Genomic DNA, 20,222 nt, shown 5'->3' with positions numbered 1-20,222 from the left:
ATATTATATAACAAATAAACCCAAAAGAAAGACTTCTTTTGGGTAGAATAAACATGCATGTCTCAGCTCAACTAAACTCATTCTCTGCTACCCTATTCTCTAACTCAACTCATTCTAATCGCTTTATACACACTCTTGTGTATTTCTAAGCTGTTCTTATCGTATTACAATTCAGTATTTTTTGTCAATGATAAATCAGGCCTCAATACGACGGCTTTTTCTAAATATACATGTCTGATCTGATCCTGAGGGACATCTGTCTGGACCGTCATCATAACTCTTATGCACTTTTTCAGACCGCCTGTTACGTCCATTTCCTGCATACATGTTACCGGTACATACTGCCATCCTGAAAGCTCGCGAACAGCTTTTGCCGGGAAAACAGAGTGCAAATCAGGTGTAGCCGAAAGAAGCATTTGAACAACATCTTCCGGTTTTGTTTGATTTTCTTCTATGATTTTCTCTAACAGCTGTTTTGTTTTTTGTAAAATTTCTTCTTCGGTATCCCGTTCAACTGTAGTTGCTCCGCGAATTCCGCGAATCATCATGATGTCTCCTCCAATCGCCATTTGTTCAGCCAGCTCTCAAGTTCATTTCTTGAAAATGTGTGATCAGCAACTTTCCCTAATTCGTTGAGCACAATAAACTGAATCTTGCCGCCTCGGGTTTTCTTATCATTCATCATACGGTCCAAGAGAACCGAAGTTTCCGTCTCTATTCTGATTTGACTTGGATAACCCAAACGTTTTAGCCAGCTGACCAAACGTTTTCTGTCCATTTCACAGCCTGCAGTCTTTTCGCTTATATATAAAGCAAACTGCATTCCGAGGGCTACTGCATCACCGTGAGTGATTTGCCCGTAGCCATATTCCGCCTCAACGGCATGGCCGAGCGTATGCCCAAAGTTTAAGTAAGCTCTTATCCCCTCTTCTTTTTCATCCTGCTGAACGACAGACGCTTTAATTGAAATGCCTTTAAAAATCATGTCATTCAGCTGATCATTAGTGATATCAAGAAGTGAGCGGACATTCAGAAGCTCTTCCAGAAACGCTCTGTCATAGATAAAAGCGTGTTTTATCACTTCTGCCATTCCGGACCGAAGTTCTTTTTCAGGCAGAGAACGCAGGAATTCTGTATCGTAGAGCACGGCTTTCGGCTGGTAAAACGCACCGATTAGATTTTTTCCAAGCGGATGGTTTACGGCTACTTTTCCTCCGACTGCGCTGTCATGCGCCAAGAGCGTCGTAGGCATTTGGATGAAATCAATGCCGCGCATAAAAGTGGCAGCCACAAAACCGGCAAGATCCCCTACAACACCGCCACCGAATGCGATGATACAAGAGGAGCGATCCAGATGAAAACGAATCGCTTCACTCTGCAATTTCGTATACATGTCCATGGATTTCGCCTGCTCTCCACTCGGTACCGTCACTTTTTTCACAGGCCACTTTTCTTGCAGCAAATGAAGCATTTCATCGCCATACAGGCGGTCCACCTCTTCATCCGTAACAAGCATGATCCTTGTTAAAGGCCTGTTTAAGGAGGTTAATAGATCGCAAGCCTTTTTTCTGATGCCTTGTCCGATAAAAACAGGATACGACGAAGAAGCAGTTTGAACATGCAGTGTCTTCATTAAAATTCCCTCGACAGTTTTCTCATATTCTCCACATTTTCTCTAATGCGGTCGATTTGATCTAAGCCGAATTGTTCAACGACTGCGTTCGCAATTTCCCAAGCGACAGCCGCTTCAGCTACTACACTTGCCGCAGGAACAGCACAGCTGTCAGAACGTTCAATGCTGGCGGAAAACGGTTCTTTCGTTTCAATATCGACACTTTTAAGCGGTTTATACAAAGTCGGAATCGGCTTCATGACTCCGCGGACAACAATCGGCATCCCTGTTGTCATGCCGCCTTCCAGTCCTCCAAGTCTGTTGGTGGCACGGGTGTAGCCTTTTTCCTCGTCCCAAATGATCTCGTCATGGACTTCACTTCCATTTCGGCCTGCCGCCTCAAATCCGATCCCGAATTCAACACCTTTAAATGCGTTAATTGACAGTACAGCTGCAGCAAGCTTGCTGTCCAGTTTGCGGTCATAATGGACATAGCTGCCCACACCTACTGGCATTCCCTCGACAATGACTTCCACAATTCCGCCGATCGAATCTCCGTTTGCCTTCGCTTCATCAATGGCAGCCATCATTTTTTTGCCTGCCTCTTCATCGTAGCATCTGACAGGAGACTCCTCCGTTACACGCTGCAGGTCTTCAATTGACGTATATGCTGTTTTTTCAGCTTTAACTGCGCTAATTTGCAACACGTGGCCCGCCACCTTAATGCCGAGCTCAGAAAGAATCTTTTTAGCAACAGCCCCTGCCGCCACTCTGACAGTTGTTTCCCTTGCTGAAGAGCGCTCAAGCACATTTCTCATATCACGATGATTATATTTAATCGCGCCATTTAAGTCAGCGTGCCCAGGTCTCGGTCTGGAAATTTGGCGCTTCATTTCCTTCTCTTCATCTTCTGTAATCGGAGCGGCACCCATGATTTTTGTCCAATGCTTCCAATCGTTATTTTCAACAACGAGAGCAATTGGTGAGCCGAGTGTACGCGCATGGCGCACCCCACTCATAATTTTGGCCTGGTCTTTTTCGATCTGCATGCGACGGCCGCGCCCGTGGCCTTTTTGGCGTCTGGCAAGCTCAAAATTGATATCTTCCTCCGTTATGTAAAGCCCGGCAGGCACACCTTCAATAATGGTTGTCAGTTGGGGGCCGTGTGATTCTCCGGCTGTTAAATATCTCATGACTTCTTCTCCCTTCATCGCATTAACGCTTTTAAGTAAGACTACTATAACATATTTTTCAGCAAAAAGTCAGTCTATCTTTTTTGATAAAAGAATGTATCGGCTGGAGCCAGACCGAATTTCTCAGGGTTGAAGATTTGTTCAGTGCTGCCGACAAAAAGAACTCCATTCTTTTTCAAGCTTTGTGCCATTTTTAAATAAAGCTCTTCCTTCGCGCTTTCTGTAAAGTAAATAAATACATTGCGGCACACGATTAAGTCAAAGTCTTGTTCATAACGATCCGCCAGTAGATTGTGCTTTTTGAATGTAATATTCTTTTTGATTCCCGGTTTTACTTCATAACTTCCATTTGCGTTTTGAGTAAAATAACGATCCTTCACTGATAACGGCACTTCCTGTAAAGACCGCTCCTGATAAACGCCTTTTTTCGCTTTTTCCAATGCTTTTTCATCAATATCCGTTGCCAAAATCTGATAGCCCGGAAGACCTTTTTGCTGGTCCAAAAGCATGGCAAGCGTGTATGGCTCCTCACCTGTTGAGCAGGCGGCACTCCAAATCTTTAAAGGTCTAGAGGTCTTGATTAACGGCAGAATTGCAGTCTCAAGAACTTCCCATCTTTTATAATTACGATAAAATTCTGAAACATTGATCGTCATTCTGTCCAATGTTTCATTTAAGAGAGCTTGATCCTTTTCCAATGCCGCCGCAAAGTCCTTAAAGCTTTGGAACCCCTTTTTCTCATAAAGTGATGTTAGCCTTCTCTTCATTTGTGACTCTTTATATAGTGTCAAATCGACTCCGGTTAATTGTTTCCATTTCGTTGTAAAAACGCTGTATGTATCCATCTCTACTCTCCCAGTCTCGCTGTCTTTTTGTCCTAGTATAGCTTGTTTTATCAGGAAATTGTATTAATTCAATAAAAAAATCAGCTTTTCAGCTGATTTTAGATCATTGGGAAAGGCAGAGGTCTGATGCACACTGCCATTGAACCCTTTATTCACTTTAATGTAAACCTTTACAAAAAAGTTCAAAAACCGGCGGCGTTCAATAATGCCGGCTCTGTTACATATTTTCACAATGATTAATAGATCCAGCCTGCCATAAGCTGCTGATATGACACTAATTCTTCATTCTTAAAGAAAATGTTAATCTCGCGTTCTGCACTTTCGAGAGAATCAGAGCCGTGGATGATGTTTTTCCCGACAAACATGCCATAATCTCCCCGAATCGTACCAGGTAAAGCTTCTTTAGGATTTGTCTTTCCGATCAGCTGTCTCGTCACTTCAATGACATTTTCGCCTTCCCACACCATTGCGAATACAGGTCCTGAAGTAATAAACTCAACGAGCTCTCCGAAGAAAGGCTTCCCTTGATGTTCGGCGTAGTGTTTCTCAGCCATTTGTTCAGTCACTCTCATTAACTTGGCACCAGCTAATTGTAAGCCCTTACGTTCGAATCTAGATAAAATGTCCCCAATGAGCTGACGTTGGACACCGTCTGGTTTCACCATGATAAAAGTCTTTTCCATCATATTCTCCACCCCATCATTATGTATGTATAGGCTTTCACACTGCACACCGAAATCGTAACATCTTTCTGATAATTAATCAATCCGGGGCGGAGAAATTTCTTAATATCTACAAAAATTAAAATTTTCTTTTACCAATATATTTTGCGATGGCTGCAAGAGACGAGCGCGCGCGGCCTCTGGGAAGCGTATTTAATTTCTGGAAAGCTTTCTGCAAATACATTTCGCTTACTGCCATAGATGCTTCAATGGCATCCGTTTTTTTGATTTCTTCAATGATTGGTTCAAGCTGTTCCTGCGTTGTCTCACTGTTAATCAATTTAAGCTGGTTCTTTAATGTTGGATTTTTCAGGGCATACAGCACTGGCAATGTGACGTTCCCTTGAAGCAAATCTCCTCCAACGGGTTTGCCCAGCTCTTCTTCAGTTGAAGTGAAATCAAGAATATCATCAATAATTTGGTAAGACATACCGACGTAATATCCAAACCAGTACAGCGCCTTATGAATCTTCTCATCAGCGCCAGACGCAATGGCACCGAGCTGGCAGCTGACCGCGATCAAGAGAGCCGTTTTTCTTTTGATACGGCGGAGATATGTTCTGAGATTTTGTTCCATGTTGTATTTGTCTTTGATCTGCTCGATTTCTCCTAGACAAACTTCAACGATCGTCTGCGATAAAATCCTATGGGCTTTCGGTTCGTTAATTCTCGTCATCATTTCAAGAGATCCCGCAAGCATATAATCGCCTGTGTACATCGCAATACGATTGTCCCACTTTGCTTTGATTGTCGGTTTCCCTCGGCGAAGCTCCGCATCATCAATGACATCATCATGAACCAGAGATGCCATGTGAATCATTTCCAGAGTGACAGCCACATATTTAATCTTATTAATATCGTAATCGCCAAACATGCCTGAAAGCAGTACGAAAACAGGCCGAATACGTTTCCCTCCGGCCTGCAGCAGGTGAAGCCCCGCCTCGCTTAAAAGCGGATAATCGGAACGTACGGTTTGTTCAAGTTCTCTTTCGATTACATCAATATCGTCATTTAAAAAAGAGTAGGCCATTTTAAATTTCATATCATTCACCCAAACATCTGTGTTTTCATTTCCATCCGATATGCGTGGCAGCGACTCCGCCAGTAAACGAATGATATTTAACATTTTTCAAGCCCGCCTCTTCAAACAGGCCTGCCAGTTCCTTCATTCCAGGGAATTCTCTGGCTGATTCTTGAAGCCAAGAATATTCTTTATAGCTCTTCGCAAACAGTTTTCCGAAAAACGGCATAATGTACTTAAAGTACATAAAGTAAGCCTGTCTGAATCCGAACATTTCCGGTTGAGACGTTTCCAGACATACAACCTGGCCGCCCGGCTTCACTACACGTCTCATCTCTTTCAATACAGTTAAGTAATCAGGGACGTTGCGGAGTCCGAAGCCAATGGTGACATAATCAAATGTATCATCATCAAAAGGAAGCTCCATCGCATTTCCATGCAGCAGTTCGATTTGGCAGAATCCGCCGTCTTTTACTTTCTGCTGGCCGACACTCAGCATATTTTCACTGAAATCCAAGCCCTTGATCTCGCCGCTTTTGCCGGCCGCTTTTGCAAGAGCGATCGTCCAGTCAGCCGTTCCGCAGCATACATCGAGTGCTTTGGCGCCTTCTTTTACATCCATGATGCGCATCGTTTTATCGCGCCATTTTTTATGCTGCTGAAAACTGATGACAGAGTTCATTTGGTCATAGTTTTTATATATTTTTTCAAATACTCCGTGTACGCGCTGTTCTTTTGAGTCCTGCATAATGGTTTACCCTTCTTCCACTTTCTGATGATAGGTTTGATCTTGGCTGATTGTCTTCAGACGGTTTAATAAAATGTTCTGAATAGGAGAATTTAGAGGCAAAAGTGACTCAACGCTGTTTTTCGCTTTTTTAAAACAATCTTCTAATATCTCTTCTTTTGTTTTTCCAAGCTGTATAAAACTGCCGATCACGTCCAGAAATGTATCATTCCCGTTCATAAGCCGCTTAAATACAAAAAAATCACTCGCCAGCTTTTTCCAGCGCGGAAGGTTGAAGTGTTCTGCCACACGATGGAATAAAGCTGATTCAACGATGCCGACACTTTCGAAAAAATCGTTTTCGTCCTTGAAAGAACGGTCATATAGGCGGATTTTATGTTCATTGATTTCTTTGATAGCTGTAGCAAGCGTCCGAATCATGTAGATATCCTTCATTTCAGATAGTAAAGAGTAGTACAGCCCGCTGAAATAATCGCCCGCGAGAACAGTCAATTGGCGGTTTTTGTTTTCGTCTCGTTTTATGACTCTAGCTGTCGTCACTTCATCATGGGTATCAAGGGCGCTTTGTACAAGCATCGCTGTTACAATATAATTTTCTCTGTCGTTGTTTTTTATGTCTGCTTCTTCAAATAAAGCATGAAAAAGAAGAAGCTTATCCTCATCAATTTTCGGCGCAGAAATATGCTTCGCTAAATAAGGATGAGACAGCTTTTGTTTTAATTTTGTGTTCAAATTGGCTAAAGTTCCGTAGATGTCTTGCAAAAATATCACCCTTGTCCCCAAATTCACATTTATTTCTTAATCTATGTAAGAGTCTTATCTTTTCATTCGCTTACGCAGATATCATTATAGCATAAAAAAAAGAAATTGGCTGTATCCTCCCGCTGTTTGCGAGCATTTGCTTTTAACAGCGGGGACAGCCAGCTTATTTTTTTTCGCTTTTCATTTCTCCGTACGCGGTTTGAATCAGTGCCTCTCCTCTGACTTTGATGGCAGAAGTATGTTCTGTAAACTGAGCGATGATCACTTCTCCCTTGTCGAGTTTTTCGGAATGGTGAAACTTTGTGTCTGTTCCTCTTGTCAGGCCGATCACATTTACTCCATCCTCAACCGCTTTAATGACGACAAAATCACTTGAATGCTTTTGATTCATTTATAGCACCCTCTATCTTTATTAGTCCTGACGTTTAATATGCTCCAGTACTTCTGCACGGGCAGCGGCATCATCTTTAAAAACGCCTCTGACTGCTGAAGTGACAGTTTTTGCACCCGGTTTTCTTACACCGCGCATCGTCATACACATGTGTTCTGCTTCAACCACAACCATTACGCCATGCGGGTCAAGCGTTTCTACGATGCTTTCCGCGATTGTCGAAGTGATGCGTTCCTGAAGCTGCGGACGCTTTGCAACGGCTTCAACGGCACGTGCCAGCTTGCTGAGTCCTGTGACCTTTCCGCCTCGCGGTATATATGCAACATGTGCTTTTCCATAAAAGGGAACCAGGTGATGCTCACACATAGAATGAAACGCGATATCTTTTACAAGAACAAGCTCCTCATGGTTTTCACCGAAGATAGTCTGGAAATGTTCTTTTGGATCTTCATTCAAGCCGGAGAATACTTCGGCATACATCTTTGCGACTCTTTTCGGAGTATCAAGAAGCCCTTCTCTATTCGGGTCTTCTCCGATCGCTTCTAAAATTTGACGAACAGCTTGTTCGATTTGCTCTTTATTAACTTCTTTCATGTTCTATGTCCTCCACCAATGAATACATTTAATTTCGATTCTAGCACACATGCCCCGCTAAAAGCAAAGTGAATGCCCTGTCAGGAAGCCCATGCTCTTGAAATATGAAAAGCCCCTTAGAAAGGGGCTTTTCTGTGAAGAAATAAAGTGTATGTAAGCTAGATGCATACACGATCTATATTCACAATTATTTTCCGGCAACTGCGTCTTTAAGCGCTTTACCTGGTTTGAAAGCAGGTACTTTGCTTGCAGGAATTTCGATTTCTTCACCTGTTTGAGGGTTGCGTCCTTTACGTGCAGAACGTTCACGCACCTCGAAGTTACCAAAACCGATCAGTTGGATTTTATCACCGTTTTTAAGTGCATCTAAGATCGTATCAAAAACAGAGTCAACTGCTTTTGTAGCGTCTTTTTTAGACAATTCGCTTGCTTCTGCAACCGCATTGATAAGTTCTGTTTTGTTCATGCCTTTCACCTCCTCCCAAAAGGAATACATTCAGTTCGTTTATTATCATTTCTTCACAGTTCAGTCTGATTCTAAACCTGTCTCAGAAAAAAATAAGAGCAGGCAAGAGAAAGACAATTAAACGGCTTTTTAAGAAAAACTACACTCTGAGGAATGTTTGTCCAACAAAGTGAAGAATTTCTGTATGTAGAGTAACACATATAAAAAGCCATATCAAGCATTTTAAAGCGTCAATCCCTTGCTCGTCAAGGATTTAACGTGATTTATCGAACAAATATTCCTTTTTTTACTTTTTTCATCCTATTCCTTGATCCTTTTCCATTATTAAGAGCAAAGAAAAAAGACCTCCCATTCTATAAAGAGGTCTACCGGTATTACAGGATAATGGCGATTAAGCCGCCAGAGCCTTCGTTGATGATTCTTTCTAACGTTTCTTTTAATTTATACCGTGCGTTTTCAGGCATGAGTGACAGCTTCGCCTGAATCCCTTCTCTCACAATTGAGCTCAGTGACCTTCCGAATATATCGGAATTCCAAATGGAGAGCGGATCATCCTCAAAGTCCTGCATTAAATAACGTACAAGCTCTTCACTTTGTTTTTCCGTTCCAATAATCGGGGCGAATTCGCTTTCGACGTCAACTTTGATCATATGGATCGACGGAGCGACAGCTTTCAGCCTCACACCGAATCGCGAGCCCTGTCTTATAATTTCCGGCTCATCAAGACTCATATCAGCTAAAGCAGGCGCTGCGATGCCGTATCCCGTCTGTTTGACCATTTTTAAGGCCTCAGACACTTGATCATATTCTGTTTTCGCATGGGCGAAGTCTTGCATGAGCTCAAGCAGATGGTCTCTTCCTCTGATTTCAACGCCCACAACTTCTTTCAGGATTTGATCATATAGATGATCAGGCGCATACAAATCAATTTCTGCCACCCCTTGGCCCAGCTCAATTCCGGCTAAGCCGGCACTTTCAATGAACTCAAACTCGCTAAATTGGCCGACAACCCTGTCTACGTCCCGGAGCCGTTTAATATCCTTAACCGTTTCCTTCACGGACTCCTGATAGCTTTCACGCAGCCAATGGTTTTCTTTCAGCACCATTACCCAGCTTGGGAGATTGACATTCACTTCAAGCACCGGAAACTCGTAGAGGGCCTCTCTGAGCACACTCAGCACATCTGATTCCCGCATGCTCTCTACACTCATTGCCAATACCGGGATATCATATTTTTCGCTTAAATCCTGGCGCATAGCCTCCGTTTCCGGGTGATATGGCCTGACTGAGTTGATGACCATAATAAAGGGTTTGCCAACCTCTTTCAGCTCTTCAATGACTCTTTCTTCAGCCTCTATATAGTCACTTCTGGCGATATCTCCAATGGTGCCGTCTGTCGTAATGACAACTCCTATGGTCGAGTGTTCTTGAATGACTTTTCGTGTGCCGATTTCAGCAGCCTCATGAAATGGGATCGGTTCTTCGTACCAAGGCGTGTTGATCATCCGCGGCCCGTTTTCATCTTCATACCCTTTAGCGCCGGGCACTGTGTAACCTACACAATCTACTAATCTTATATTCACATCGAGTCCGTCTGACACATGAACAGACATCGCCTGATTCGGAACAAATTTAGGCTCTGTAGTCATAATTGTTTTGCCGGCTGCGCTTTGCGGCAGTTCATCCTGCGCTCGGGCCCGGTCTGCTTCGTTACTGATATTCGGGAGCACCACAAGCTCCATAAATTTTTTAATAAACGTGGATTTTCCTGTACGGACAGCACCTACGACTCCTAAGTATATATCGCCTCCTGTTCGTTCAGCGATATCCTTGAAAATATCGACCTTTTCCAAGTGATCCCCTCCCGGACTTCCTATCCTTATCAATTTTATTAAGCTCTTTCAATCAAACACAGGACACTATATGTGTATGACGTTGTCCTATTTGAATATGACATCTTTAGAAAATTTCTCATCCTCAATCTATTAAAGTATAAAAAAACCTTTCTCCCTATTTGTATGCAAGGGAGAAAGGTTCATTCCTTTTTCATATCATTTTCTAAAAAAACAGGTTCCTGCTTGTCATTTACCGTATATTTCACAGAAAACGCGGGGACAAAGGGGGTTTCTTGCCAAATTATATCCTGGATTTCAGTCCCGGGTTTAAACGTTTTTTTGTTTTTTTTCAGGCAAGAAGCCAGCTCAGTCCGGTAATCGGCATATATTTCTCCGTCTCCATCAATCATAAGCGGCAAGGAATCCCCTGAGATTGGGCTTGTCACTGTAAGAGAGCTTCCATCCCCCAGCTTCTTCTCATCGAGTGTAAATAAATCATGTGATAGCACATCCTTGTAAGGCGGATATTGATGCTCCTGACGGTACATTTGGATACGCAATTTCACATCGCGAATTTTTTCAGCCATCTTCAGATCAATTAATTTAACAGTCGGATCGTTCTCTACGTCAACAAGCACGTATTGATAGTCTCCCCCGCTTTCATATGCCGTACTCGGAGGTTCAGCTATGTATCTTGGCGCTAACCGGTTAAAGTCTATCGGATATTTTTGATATAGCGGTGTCGACATATCTTTGGTTTGAATTGGAAGCAGCCCTCCATTTGCCTTTTGAAATTCATCAACAGCAGACTGAACCTGCTGCAGCTGGTCTTGATAAGGAATGGCATGCACACTGCTTTTCCGTTCATCCGGATACAAACAACCGGATAAAAACACGACTGCCGCAAAAATGATAGCGCACTTCAGTTTACCCATACAGCACTTCCTTTTACAGCTTTATTCATTGACAGGGCCGCTAAAAACCACGACAAACACAATAATTCCAGATATGAGCATACACATGTAAGCGAATGATGAAATCGTAATCTTCAAAAAACGGTTTTGGCACTTAAAGCGACTGAAATAGATGGAAGCGACAGCCAGAAACATCAAACCCATGGACCCTAGAGCAAACCACATTTTCATCAATGCCAGATTCAATGACGTGCGCCTCCCCGATATGTATGATGTAAGCGTTATATTTTATTTTAATATACAGCACCGGAAAAGATCAACCAGATTTTCCATCCTTTGATAGAACAAAAAACTGAAGCAAAGAGGGGGACCTTCGCTTCAGTCAACTTGACTATATTCACCTGCACGTTTAAGAAACACTCTCTTGGACTTCGATGCTATAGTATGCGACTTGGCATACAGATGCATCCTCTATTGCCTAAATCGGCAAAATGTTTCAGGAGATCCCAAGACTTGGGTATTCTTCTGTTTTTCGGGCTTTCGTTCAATTAAGATATGCGATTCATTATACGATTGACACTTTTACTTCACTTGATTTTCAAACGTATTTACTAAATCCTCCATCTCGTGGGTTTTCCCTCTCGCCATTAAAGATTCAACAGCGGTTTCCACTTTTTGTCCGTTGAATAGAACCTGATGGAGCGCCTCTGTAATCGGCATTTTGACATCATATTTCTTCGAAAGCTGGTAAGCCGCTTTCGTCGTTCGGACGCCTTCGACTACCATTCCCATCTCTTCAAGAACGTCTTCAAGCTTGTACCCTTTTCCGAGCAAATTGCCTGCACGCCAGTTTCTGGAATGAACACTTGTGCATGTCACAATTAGATCGCCTACTCCTGTCAATCCAGAAAACGTCAAGGGATTCCCGCCCATTTTCGTTCCGAGTCTCGCGATTTCGGCAAGTCCGCGTGTAATCAAGGCAGCTTTGGCGTTGTCACCGTACCCTAAACCGTCTGTAATTCCTGCAGCAAGGGCGATAATATTTTTTAAAGCCCCTCCGATTTCAACTCCGATAACATCAGGATTTGTGTACACCCGAAAATTGTGATTAATAAATAGATCCTGCACCTCTTCCGCTGCTTTCATGCTTTTTGAAGATGCAGTAACAGTTGTGGGGTGCCGCAGCCCTACTTCTTCCGCATGACTCGGACCGGAAAGGACAACGATATCTTTTCTGGCATCACTCGGGAGCTCTACTTCCATAATTTCAGAAATGCGCAGGAGTGAATCCGGCTCTATCCCCTTGCTGACATGGACAAAGACTGCCTTTTTCGTTATAAAAGGGACAGCCTGCCTCAGCACTTCCCGAATCGCTTTTGTCGGAACCGCAACGATAATGACATCTGCGTCTGCCACAGCCTCTTTCATATCTGTTGTTCCTTTAATGGATGTAGACAGCTTAACATTCGGCAAATAATCCTTGTTTTCATGCAACTCATTAATTTGATGAATTAAATCTGCACGGTGAGCCCACACACACACTTCATTTCCATTATCAGTTAGAACTAAAGCCAGTGCTGTTCCCCAACTCCCCGCTCCAAGCATTGTGACTTTTTTCATGTTTGATTCACACCTTTTTATTTTCTAGCTCTTGCAAATATTTTGATTGGTGTCCCCTCAAAACCGAACGCGTCTCTGATTCGGTTTTCTAAAAACCGTTCGTATGAAAAATGCATCAATTCCGGATCATTTACAAACACAACGAAGCTTGGCGGCTTCACCGACACTTGGGTCGCATAGTAAATTTTCAAACGCGAACCGTTATGAGTCGGTGTCGGATTCATTGCCACAGCATCCATGATGACATCATTTAAGACATTCGTTTGAACTCGAAGTGAATGATTTTCACTTGCTTTGATAATCGCAGGCATCAGCGTATGAATCCGTTTTTTCGTTAAGGCAGACATAAATAGGATTGGCGCATAATCCAAAAATTGAAAATGATCGCGAATATTTTCTTCAAATTCTTTCATCGTGCTCTCATCTTTGTCAACAGCATCCCATTTGTTTACGACGATTACGACGGCCTTGCCCGCTTCGTGTGCATAACCGGCGATACGCTTGTCCTGTTCAATAATGCCTTCTTCGCCATCAAGCACAACCGCCACGACTTCTGAGCGGTCAATCGCTTTCAGCGCCCGCAGTACACTATACTTCTCAGTCGTTTCATAGACTTTCCCTTTTTTTCGCATACCTGCAGTATCGACAATGACAAACTCCTGCTGGTTGTAAGTAAATGACGTATCAACAGCATCTCTTGTCGTTCCAGCCACGTTGCTGACAATAACGCGTTCTTCGCCGAGCATGGCGTTCACAAGTGAGGACTTTCCGACATTCGGACGTCCGATCAGACAGAATTGAACAACTTCCTCATTGTATTTCGTTTCTGGAATGTTTTTAAAATGCTCTGCAACGGCATCCAGTAAATCACCCAGTCCGAGTCCGTGTGTTCCCGAAATTGGATATGGCTCGCCAAAGCCTAGCGAATAAAAATCATAAATATTCGCTCTCATTTCTGTGTTATCCAGTTTATTAACCGCTAAAACAACAGGCTTTTTTGTGCGGTACAAAATTTTCGCTACTTCTTCATCAGCAGCTGTCACGCCTTCACGGCCGTTCACCATAAAAACGATCACGTCCGCTTCATCCATGGCGATTTCAGCCTGCTGGCGAATTTGAGCTAAGAACGGCTCATCACCGATATCAATACCGCCCGTATCAATCAAATTAAAATCATAATTCAGCCATTCAGCCGAGCTGTATATCCGATCCCTTGTCACGCCAGGGGTATCTTCTACTATTGAAATTCTTTCTCCCGCAATCCGGTTAAAGATTGTGGATTTTCCTACATTTGGTCTCCCGACAATGGCTACGACAGGTTTACCCATAGTACCCTTCCTTTCGATCCAGCCGCTTTCATTTTTACATAAATTTTCAACCGGTTATTAAAATCATTTTATTCACTTTTATGAAAAGAAACCCTTCTGAGGAAGGGCTTAACTCATTTATTATATCAGTTTTTACTGGGATCACAACTATTCTTAAAAATGTTTCACGATCAAATACACGTCATCTCCGATTCTATGCGCTATTCCATCAAGGATCGCCTCAAGATTTTTAGCGAAAAGCTCCATCTCCTTTTGGTCATTGCAAAAAAAGACAGGCGCTCCCCCTGCAGCCCGGTTTCGATTTGTCGTAATCACAGACAAAATCACTTTCGTGAGAGATTCACTCATCCTATCACCTTATCCTGATTCTTGATAAACTCTGTCGGCATTCTAATCGCATTTTCCAGGGTTGGAACATTGCTAATAATCTGTACTGCCGTTTCGGGGTGGTGAATTTGCGGCAGAACAAAAACTGCCACTCTCCCGTCATTTAAATCCCGTTTTGCAATTGGGGTCAGAGACGGCTCTCCTGAATCTCGATAAACCCCGAGCACATTGGAAACATCAAATAAAATCGCCTGACGCTGCCCTAAATTGGCTATCGTCGCTGCTGAATTAAAGTTTTTTGGCGTTAAAATAAAGCCCATGCCATGCTTTAAAATCATCTCCTGTTTCTCTGGAAGCCCGATATTCATCATATAAATATTATCAACAAACAAGCCCGGACCGTCAAAGCGCGGCTTTATGTACTCGATGTCTACAATATCCTTTAACACACTGCCAGACATAAATTTCATGGCCAGTAAGAAACAAACGACAGCCGCTATGACTGCAGCCCAGATGGATAAAAACACATACGCGGAAGTTGTCAAAAGTGCTGTAAAGATCACAATATAATTTCTGCTTTCAAACGCAATAGCAATCCCCTCAATATATGTGCTTCCCCTCGAGACAAGTTCATACGAATCCATTTGCGTCAATGTGTTCCGCTCCATGTTTCGAACATCTCTAAATTGCGTCGCTGCCAACGTTAAAAATGTGATGGCCGTAAATTCCTGCTGCAAAAGCGCCGGCATAATAATTGCACCTAAACCAGCCGCTATCATCCCCAGAGCGATATGAATCACTTTCCCATGAATATAAGTCGGATACTGGCGATAATCCGTTTTCAGCATATAAAGCCTTGTTGCAATACCGGCGATGACCCCCGCAATAATCGGATAAATGTAATCACTCATGACATTTTGGTAGCTCCTTTGTTGGATCTTTTGCTTTTCTGACCAATCTGGCTTGCGAGCTGTTCGTATTTAGATATGCCAAACAACAATATCATCCCCGCAGAACACGCATTCAGCCATTGAAAGCCGCCGACAGCCAAAGCCCCGGCCAACTTTTGAATCACAAATGAATACACAAGTTCGCCTTGGCACATTCCGAGGACAAATAAGGCAAGCTGCTTCTCAAAATCCCTTTCAACAGAAGCTGTCAAAAGCACTATTAATATAACGGCAGCCCACTCAGGTTTTATGATGAACCAAACCGGGTCATATAATGCAAAAAGATAAACAAACGCATACGCGGCAACAAGCGTCAGACAGACTAGAATGTAACGGAAACGATACACTCCCAAATACCCGGCATAGACACACCCGCAAACGAAAAACATCATATATGCAGCATTAAGGGAAAAATATAAAGCGATGTCATGTATGCTAAGAATAATATTAGTTAAAATAAAGACAGAGACGGCAAATCGTCTTTTTGTCTTTTGGATAATAAATGTTGTCAGAACCCACAGAAACCACATTGACCAATAGTAATAAAATTGTTCCATTTTACACTTCCTCCATATTTACAGTATGGAGTCCAAGCGCATTTTTTAAACAAACTCTCTCACAATTAAGGAGTATGATCATGGGAAAAGACAGACAGGAAAAAAAACTCAAAGCTTCAGGAAGAGTCGAATCAGACCGCGACCAGTCCATTCACTATGACGGAGCGACAAGCCTTGAACAAAACGGAAGATTCAAAAAACGAAAATCGTAATACGAAAAGCCCAAACCACATATGGTTTTGGGCTTTTATCATTTATCGCACACTATAGCTTGATGTATTGACCCCTCTTTCTGTGAGCCAATGATGGGTTTCACCTTTGATCACAAGAGGGGCCTTTTGTAAATCGGCAATCGTACTGGCGCCCAGCACGGTCATAATCATCTTTAATTCCTCAAGAATCAGCTGAATCTCCTCAAGCAGTCCTTCCTCACCACTGTCAGTCAGCGCTTTTAAAAAATGCCCTGCCATTCCGGTACAAGAGGCTCCCAGCGCAATTGCCTTTGCCACGTCAAGTGCATCCTGCAGGCCGCCAGAGGCGATCATGGTGCTTGCGGGAAACTCAGAGCGGATTTCCGCCAAACTTGCAGCTGTTGAAATGCCCCACGAATTAAAAAAGGTGATTTGCCGCTGCCTTCGGAGATTTTCAATTTTGGAGAAATTCGTCCCCCCATAACCGCCAATGTCAACAGCTGCAGCACCAGCTTCATACAGCTTCCCTGCTGATTCTTTGCTCATACCGAATCCGACTTCTTTCACAATGACTGGTACACTGACATGACTGCAAATTTGTTCAATACGTTCCAGTGCTCCACTAAAGCTTCTGTCTCCTTCAGGCATCACAATTTCCTGAATCACGTTGAGGTGGATCTGCAGTGCGTTTGCTCCAATCATCTCAACTGCTTCCTTTGCCTGATCAGCCGTTGCCTCGCTTCCCAGGTTGGCAAAAATCAGCCCGTTTGGGTTTTCCTTTCGAACTATTTCATAGGAAAGACGCTCTGATGGATCTTTTAATGCTGACATTTGCGATCCCACAGCAAGAGGAATTCCAGCCTGAGAAGCCGCTCGCGCAAGCGATTTATTAATCTCATATGTAAGTTTTCCGCCGCCGCCAGTCATTGCATTGATAAAAATCGGCGAACTGCTTGAAAGTTCGCCGATTTTTGTGGAAATATCTACTTGTTCTAATGCAAGATCGGGCAGACTGACGTGAACAAACGTAATATCATCAAGACCTGTTTCCCGCTTTTGGCCGGTGGACAAGGCATGATTGATGTGTTGTCTTTTTCGTTCTGCTCGAGTCACGTTTATCACCAGTTATTTTAGTTTATTCAGCTTATCTCCGATCAGATCTCCAAGCTGGAAGCCAGTGCTTGTTTCTTCCTTCGCTTGATATTGACGGTAATCTTCCTGATCAGCTTTAGGCGTTTCTTCAAGTTCACGCATGCTTAATGAAATGCGCTCCTCATTTTCATTCACATCAAGAACCTTCACTTTTACAGTCTGTCCTTCTTCAAGGACTTCATGCGGCGTGCCGATGTGTTTATTGGAAATTTGAGAAATATGAACGAGACCTTCAACACCTGGAAGGATTTCAACAAAGGCACCGAAGCTTACAAGACGCTGTACAGTTCCTTCAAGCACATCGCCAGGCTTCACTTTTTCGCCGATTTGGCTCCAAGGTCCAGGCAGTGTATCTTTGATTGATAATGAAATACGTTCATTATCGCGGTCAACCGATAGCACTTTCACTTTTACTTCTTGTCCCTCTTCAACAACGTCAGACGGTTTCTCTACATGAGAGTGAGAAAGTTGTGAAATGTGCACAAGTCCGTCGATGCCGCCGATATCAACAAACGCGCCAAAGTCAGTCAGGCGCTGCACTTTGCCATCAAGTACACTTCCAACTTCAAGAGACTGAAGAAGTTCCTGTTTTTTATTCGCTTGTTCACTTTCAACAACGGCACGGTGTGAAAGGATCACGCGGTTTTTATCACGGTCAAGCTCTACAACGAGCAGAGACAGTGTTTTTCCTTTATAGTCAGTGAAATCTTCAACGAAATGTGCTTCAACAAGCGATGCCGGAATAAAACCGCGAACGCCGATATCAACGACAAGGCCGCCTTTCACGACATCTTTTACTTCAGCTTCAAACACTTCTTTTGTTTCAAATTTTTTCTCAAGGTCTTCCCAAGCGCGGTCTGCATCAACAGCACGTTTAGATAAAATCAAAGCATCGTCTTCCACTTTTGTTACTTTCAGGTCAAGCTCGTCGTCTACTTTAACAACATCCGATGCTTTCTCTACATGAAGACTTGATAATTCACTGATTGGAATAATACCGGATTGTTTAACATTGATAATTTCTACATCTACATGCTTGTCCTCTACCTTTGTGACAATCCCTTTAACTACATCTCCAACCTCTGGCACTTGAACATCAATTTGATTCATTTCCTCTGTCATTTGAATAACCTCCTTGGTCCAAACCTACACAGCTTAATTAAAACGGTTTGAAAGCTGAACATATAACATGCCCGCTTTTAGCCGAATATGTATTAAAGAATCATCCAAAAAAGTTTTTTGAATGATCAATAAAAAGTTTTATTAGTATTAACTTCTAATAAAAGGACAGGTTTGTCAAGCAATAACATTCTATCTTCGTTGAAAAATTCAAAAAAAGTGGCATTTGCCATCCTCAGCGGGACTTTTGCTCCACCGCATCGAGGATTTTATCAGCTACCTCTTGAATGGAAAGCGATGTCGTGTCGATTTCAAGAGCGTCTTCTGCTTTACGCAGCGGAGATACTTCACGCTCAGAATCAAGCTTGTCTCTTCTTGCAATTTCCTCAATTAATGTTTCGTAGTTGACATCAAAGCCTTTTTTCACATTTTCTTCATAACGGCGTTTCGCTCTCTCTTCAACAGATGCCAAAAGAAAGATTTTCACCTCTGCATTTGGCAGCACGTGAGTTCCAATATCACGACCATCCATGACAACGCCGCCTTTTTCCCCAAGCTGCTGCTGGCGTTTCACCATTTCTTCTCTGACACTTCTATGCTTGGCCGCAATTGAAACCTGGTTGCTGACTTCATCTGTTCTGATCGCCTCAGTTACATCAGTGCCGTTTACAAGCACTTTTTGTCCTTCTTTTGTCGTAATCAGTTCAATGTCAGTCCGCTTTAATAGCTCAGCCAATTTTTCTTCATTTGTCAGCTCAACGTTTTCTTGTAAAGCCGCGTACGTTATCGCCCGGTACATTGCTCCTGTATCAATATATATGTACGATTTTTTCTCAGCCACAATTTTGGCGACAGTGCTTTTCCCTGCAGCTGCCGGGCCGTCGATTGCAATCGATAATTTCTTTTCCATAATTCCTCTCCTTGCTCTTTTCTCCTCTATGGATTGTATCATGAACTTTATGAAAAAGGGTGAAAAATTGATGAATAATTAATGTTTGAACGTTTCAATCCTATTGTTTTCCGCCATTTTATCCACCCCTTCATATTGAATCACTTTTGATACGTATGGTTCAATATGCTGATAGTGAAAAAGAAATTGGACACCAAGTAAAATGATGGCCTGAATGAACACTAATTTGATCAGCAGCCGTTCAAATGTTTTCATTGGAGCACCTCCATTACTAATAGTATGGAAGTGTTTGACGATGTTTATTCCATTCGGGCTTTTCTTCTCTTTTTTAACTGGCGCCGAATGCAGTATTGAAGCAGAGCCTGCTGGTCACTTGCTGCAATTTCTGAATACTCTAAAGTCATTTTGCGTTTTCCTGACTTTGGGTCATCAAAGAGACGTCTGACAACCGCTTCTGTTTCTATTTGACGTGTGTGCTCCTCTTCAGAAAGACAGATGATCAGGCGCAATGATTCCCCGGCTTGAAAAGAACGTCCATCAGCTAAAACCACGGCGATGCCGCCTGCACTAATGTTATAGGATAGTGTGCGGAATTCTTCTTCATTTGCCGGCTGAATTTGCACATCTAATACCGCATCAGTTCTTACATACTGGCGGCGCTGGATTCTTTTCAGTTTTTCACGGGGAGGCACTTCAAGACAGATCATTTGAAGTTTGTCCTTCACTTTGCCTTTTATACGGCTTGTAAAGCGGTAAGGAACTTCGTCTTTCCCCACAAACTCTACCGTTACTTCCATATCATTATGTAAAATCACAGTTCGCCCTGTAACTACATCAACCGGATACGCGATCAAAAGCTCATTGTTTTCGATGCTTACCGCCTTAGTTTTTGCCTTTTTCAATTCATTTTCTTCTATATATTCTAAAAGTACATTTTCTCCAATCTCTATCATTGACTTCACTCT

General features: G+C 42.8%; 25 protein-coding genes. 1 reads left to right on the top strand and 24 read right to left on the bottom strand.

The annotated features are described in order from the left end of the window. Positions 1-164: 164 nt before the first annotated feature. The 19 genes from aroH to BFW96_RS08795 form a co-directional block, all read right to left on the bottom strand. Entirely contained in the window at positions 165-548 is a 384-nt protein-coding gene (gene aroH / locus BFW96_RS08890; protein WP_014664409.1) for a chorismate mutase, read from the bottom strand. Continuing rightward, complete coding sequence (aroB, locus tag BFW96_RS08885; RefSeq protein ID WP_069839220.1) at positions 545-1,633, bottom strand: 3-dehydroquinate synthase; 1,089 nt, start codon at positions 1,631-1,633, stop codon at positions 545-547. The genes aroH and aroB overlap by 4 nt, the downstream gene beginning before the upstream one ends. After that, positions 1,633-2,805, bottom strand: coding sequence for a chorismate synthase (gene aroC, locus BFW96_RS08880; RefSeq protein ID WP_069839219.1), 1,173 nt, complete (start codon positions 2,803-2,805; stop codon positions 1,633-1,635). Before aroC ends, aroB begins: the two co-directional genes overlap by 1 nt. A 74-nt stretch (positions 2,806-2,879) precedes the next feature. Continuing rightward, positions 2,880-3,650, bottom strand: coding sequence for a protein-glutamate O-methyltransferase CheR (gene cheR / locus BFW96_RS08875; RefSeq protein WP_069839218.1), 771 nt, complete (start codon positions 3,648-3,650; stop codon positions 2,880-2,882). Positions 3,651-3,886: 236 nt separating this feature from the next. Beyond that, positions 3,887-4,336: a nucleoside-diphosphate kinase gene (gene ndk, locus BFW96_RS08865; RefSeq protein ID WP_010886554.1), complete on the bottom strand. Its 450-nt coding sequence runs from the start codon at positions 4,334-4,336 to the stop codon at positions 3,887-3,889. A gap of 115 nt (positions 4,337-4,451) precedes the next feature. After that, positions 4,452-5,414, bottom strand: a complete 963-nt coding sequence (hepT, locus tag BFW96_RS08860) for a heptaprenyl diphosphate synthase component II (RefSeq protein ID WP_069839438.1) — start codon at positions 5,412-5,414, stop codon at positions 4,452-4,454. A gap of 25 nt (positions 5,415-5,439) precedes the next feature. After that, positions 5,440-6,141 carry a demethylmenaquinone methyltransferase gene (gene menG / locus BFW96_RS08855; RefSeq protein WP_069839216.1) on the bottom strand — a complete coding sequence of 234 codons (702 nt, stop codon included), beginning with the start codon at positions 6,139-6,141 and terminating at the stop codon, positions 5,440-5,442. A gap of 6 nt (positions 6,142-6,147) precedes the next feature. After that, entirely contained in the window at positions 6,148-6,903 is a 756-nt protein-coding gene (hepS, locus tag BFW96_RS08850) for a heptaprenyl diphosphate synthase component 1 (RefSeq protein WP_069839215.1), read from the bottom strand. Between the two features lie 163 nt (positions 6,904-7,066). Beyond that, on the bottom strand, positions 7,067-7,294 hold the full coding sequence (mtrB, locus tag BFW96_RS08845) for a trp RNA-binding attenuation protein MtrB (RefSeq protein WP_003230576.1): 228 nt from the start codon (positions 7,292-7,294) through the stop codon (positions 7,067-7,069). A gap of 21 nt (positions 7,295-7,315) precedes the next feature. After that, complete coding sequence (gene folE / locus BFW96_RS08840) at positions 7,316-7,888, bottom strand: GTP cyclohydrolase I FolE (RefSeq protein ID WP_003225516.1); 573 nt, start codon at positions 7,886-7,888, stop codon at positions 7,316-7,318. 187 nt (positions 7,889-8,075) lie between these two features. Further along, the gene (gene hbs / locus BFW96_RS08835; protein WP_003153447.1) at positions 8,076-8,354 is read right to left on the bottom strand and encodes a non-specific DNA-binding protein Hbs; all 279 of its coding nucleotides are present in this window, start codon (positions 8,352-8,354) and stop codon (positions 8,076-8,078) included. Positions 8,355-8,728: 374 nt separating this feature from the next. Further along, positions 8,729-10,207, bottom strand: coding sequence for a stage IV sporulation protein A (spoIVA, locus tag BFW96_RS08830; protein WP_014664418.1), 1,479 nt, complete (start codon positions 10,205-10,207; stop codon positions 8,729-8,731). Between the two features lie 182 nt (positions 10,208-10,389). After that, positions 10,390-11,124: a hypothetical protein gene (locus BFW96_RS08825; protein ID WP_069839214.1), complete on the bottom strand. Its 735-nt coding sequence runs from the start codon at positions 11,122-11,124 to the stop codon at positions 10,390-10,392. A gap of 21 nt (positions 11,125-11,145) precedes the next feature. Beyond that, on the bottom strand, positions 11,146-11,349 hold the full coding sequence (locus tag BFW96_RS08820) for a DUF2768 domain-containing protein (RefSeq protein WP_014664420.1): 204 nt from the start codon (positions 11,347-11,349) through the stop codon (positions 11,146-11,148). Positions 11,350-11,685: 336 nt separating this feature from the next. Beyond that, positions 11,686-12,723, bottom strand: a complete 1,038-nt coding sequence (locus BFW96_RS08815; protein WP_069839213.1) for an NAD(P)H-dependent glycerol-3-phosphate dehydrogenase — start codon at positions 12,721-12,723, stop codon at positions 11,686-11,688. A gap of 17 nt (positions 12,724-12,740) precedes the next feature. Then, the gene (gene der, locus BFW96_RS08810) at positions 12,741-14,051 is read right to left on the bottom strand and encodes a ribosome biogenesis GTPase Der (protein WP_014664422.1); all 1,311 of its coding nucleotides are present in this window, start codon (positions 14,049-14,051) and stop codon (positions 12,741-12,743) included. A 153-nt stretch (positions 14,052-14,204) separates the two neighbouring features. Next, positions 14,205-14,399: a capping complex subunit for YIEGIA gene (locus tag BFW96_RS08805; RefSeq protein WP_004398137.1), complete on the bottom strand. Its 195-nt coding sequence runs from the start codon at positions 14,397-14,399 to the stop codon at positions 14,205-14,207. Beyond that, entirely contained in the window at positions 14,396-15,289 is an 894-nt protein-coding gene (locus BFW96_RS08800; RefSeq protein ID WP_069839212.1) for a YIEGIA family protein, read from the bottom strand. Before BFW96_RS08800 ends, BFW96_RS08805 begins: the two co-directional genes overlap by 4 nt. Beyond that, entirely contained in the window at positions 15,286-15,885 is a 600-nt protein-coding gene (locus tag BFW96_RS08795) for a YphA family membrane protein (RefSeq protein ID WP_069839211.1), read from the bottom strand. Before BFW96_RS08795 ends, BFW96_RS08800 begins: the two co-directional genes overlap by 4 nt. Before the next feature lie 80 nt (positions 15,886-15,965). Between BFW96_RS08795 and BFW96_RS08790 the strand changes: the two genes are divergently transcribed. Beyond that, complete coding sequence (locus BFW96_RS08790) at positions 15,966-16,097, top strand: YpzI family protein (protein WP_003225499.1); 132 nt, start codon at positions 15,966-15,968, stop codon at positions 16,095-16,097. Positions 16,098-16,139: 42 nt separating this feature from the next. On the opposite strand, the gene fni is transcribed toward BFW96_RS08790, so the two are convergent. The 5 genes from fni to BFW96_RS08765 all read right to left on the bottom strand — a co-directional run bounded on the left by fni (position 16,140) and on the right by BFW96_RS08765 (position 20,210). Continuing rightward, positions 16,140-17,189 (bottom strand): type 2 isopentenyl-diphosphate Delta-isomerase, encoded by a 1,050-nt coding sequence (gene fni, locus BFW96_RS08785; protein ID WP_069149794.1) that lies wholly within the window; start codon positions 17,187-17,189, stop codon positions 16,140-16,142. A gap of 12 nt (positions 17,190-17,201) precedes the next feature. Continuing rightward, a complete protein-coding gene (rpsA, locus tag BFW96_RS08780; RefSeq protein WP_014477197.1) occupies positions 17,202-18,350 on the bottom strand; it encodes a 30S ribosomal protein S1 in 1,149 nt (382 codons plus the stop codon). 232 nt (positions 18,351-18,582) lie between these two features. After that, positions 18,583-19,257: a (d)CMP kinase gene (gene cmk / locus BFW96_RS08775; protein WP_069839210.1), complete on the bottom strand. Its 675-nt coding sequence runs from the start codon at positions 19,255-19,257 to the stop codon at positions 18,583-18,585. Between the two features lie 78 nt (positions 19,258-19,335). Continuing rightward, the gene (locus tag BFW96_RS08770) at positions 19,336-19,512 is read right to left on the bottom strand and encodes a YpfB family protein (RefSeq protein ID WP_052438154.1); all 177 of its coding nucleotides are present in this window, start codon (positions 19,510-19,512) and stop codon (positions 19,336-19,338) included. Positions 19,513-19,556: 44 nt separating this feature from the next. Next, positions 19,557-20,210 carry a cyclic di-GMP receptor DgrA gene (locus tag BFW96_RS08765; RefSeq protein WP_069839209.1) on the bottom strand — a complete coding sequence of 218 codons (654 nt, stop codon included), beginning with the start codon at positions 20,208-20,210 and terminating at the stop codon, positions 19,557-19,559. Positions 20,211-20,222: the final 12 nt, after the last annotated feature.

Source organism: Bacillus sp. F56 (genome assembly GCF_001748205.1).
In the GTDB taxonomy this organism is placed as follows: Bacteria; Bacillota; Bacilli; order Bacillales; family Bacillaceae; genus Bacillus; species Bacillus stercoris.
This window is presented reverse-complemented; position numbering and strand designations above follow the sequence as displayed.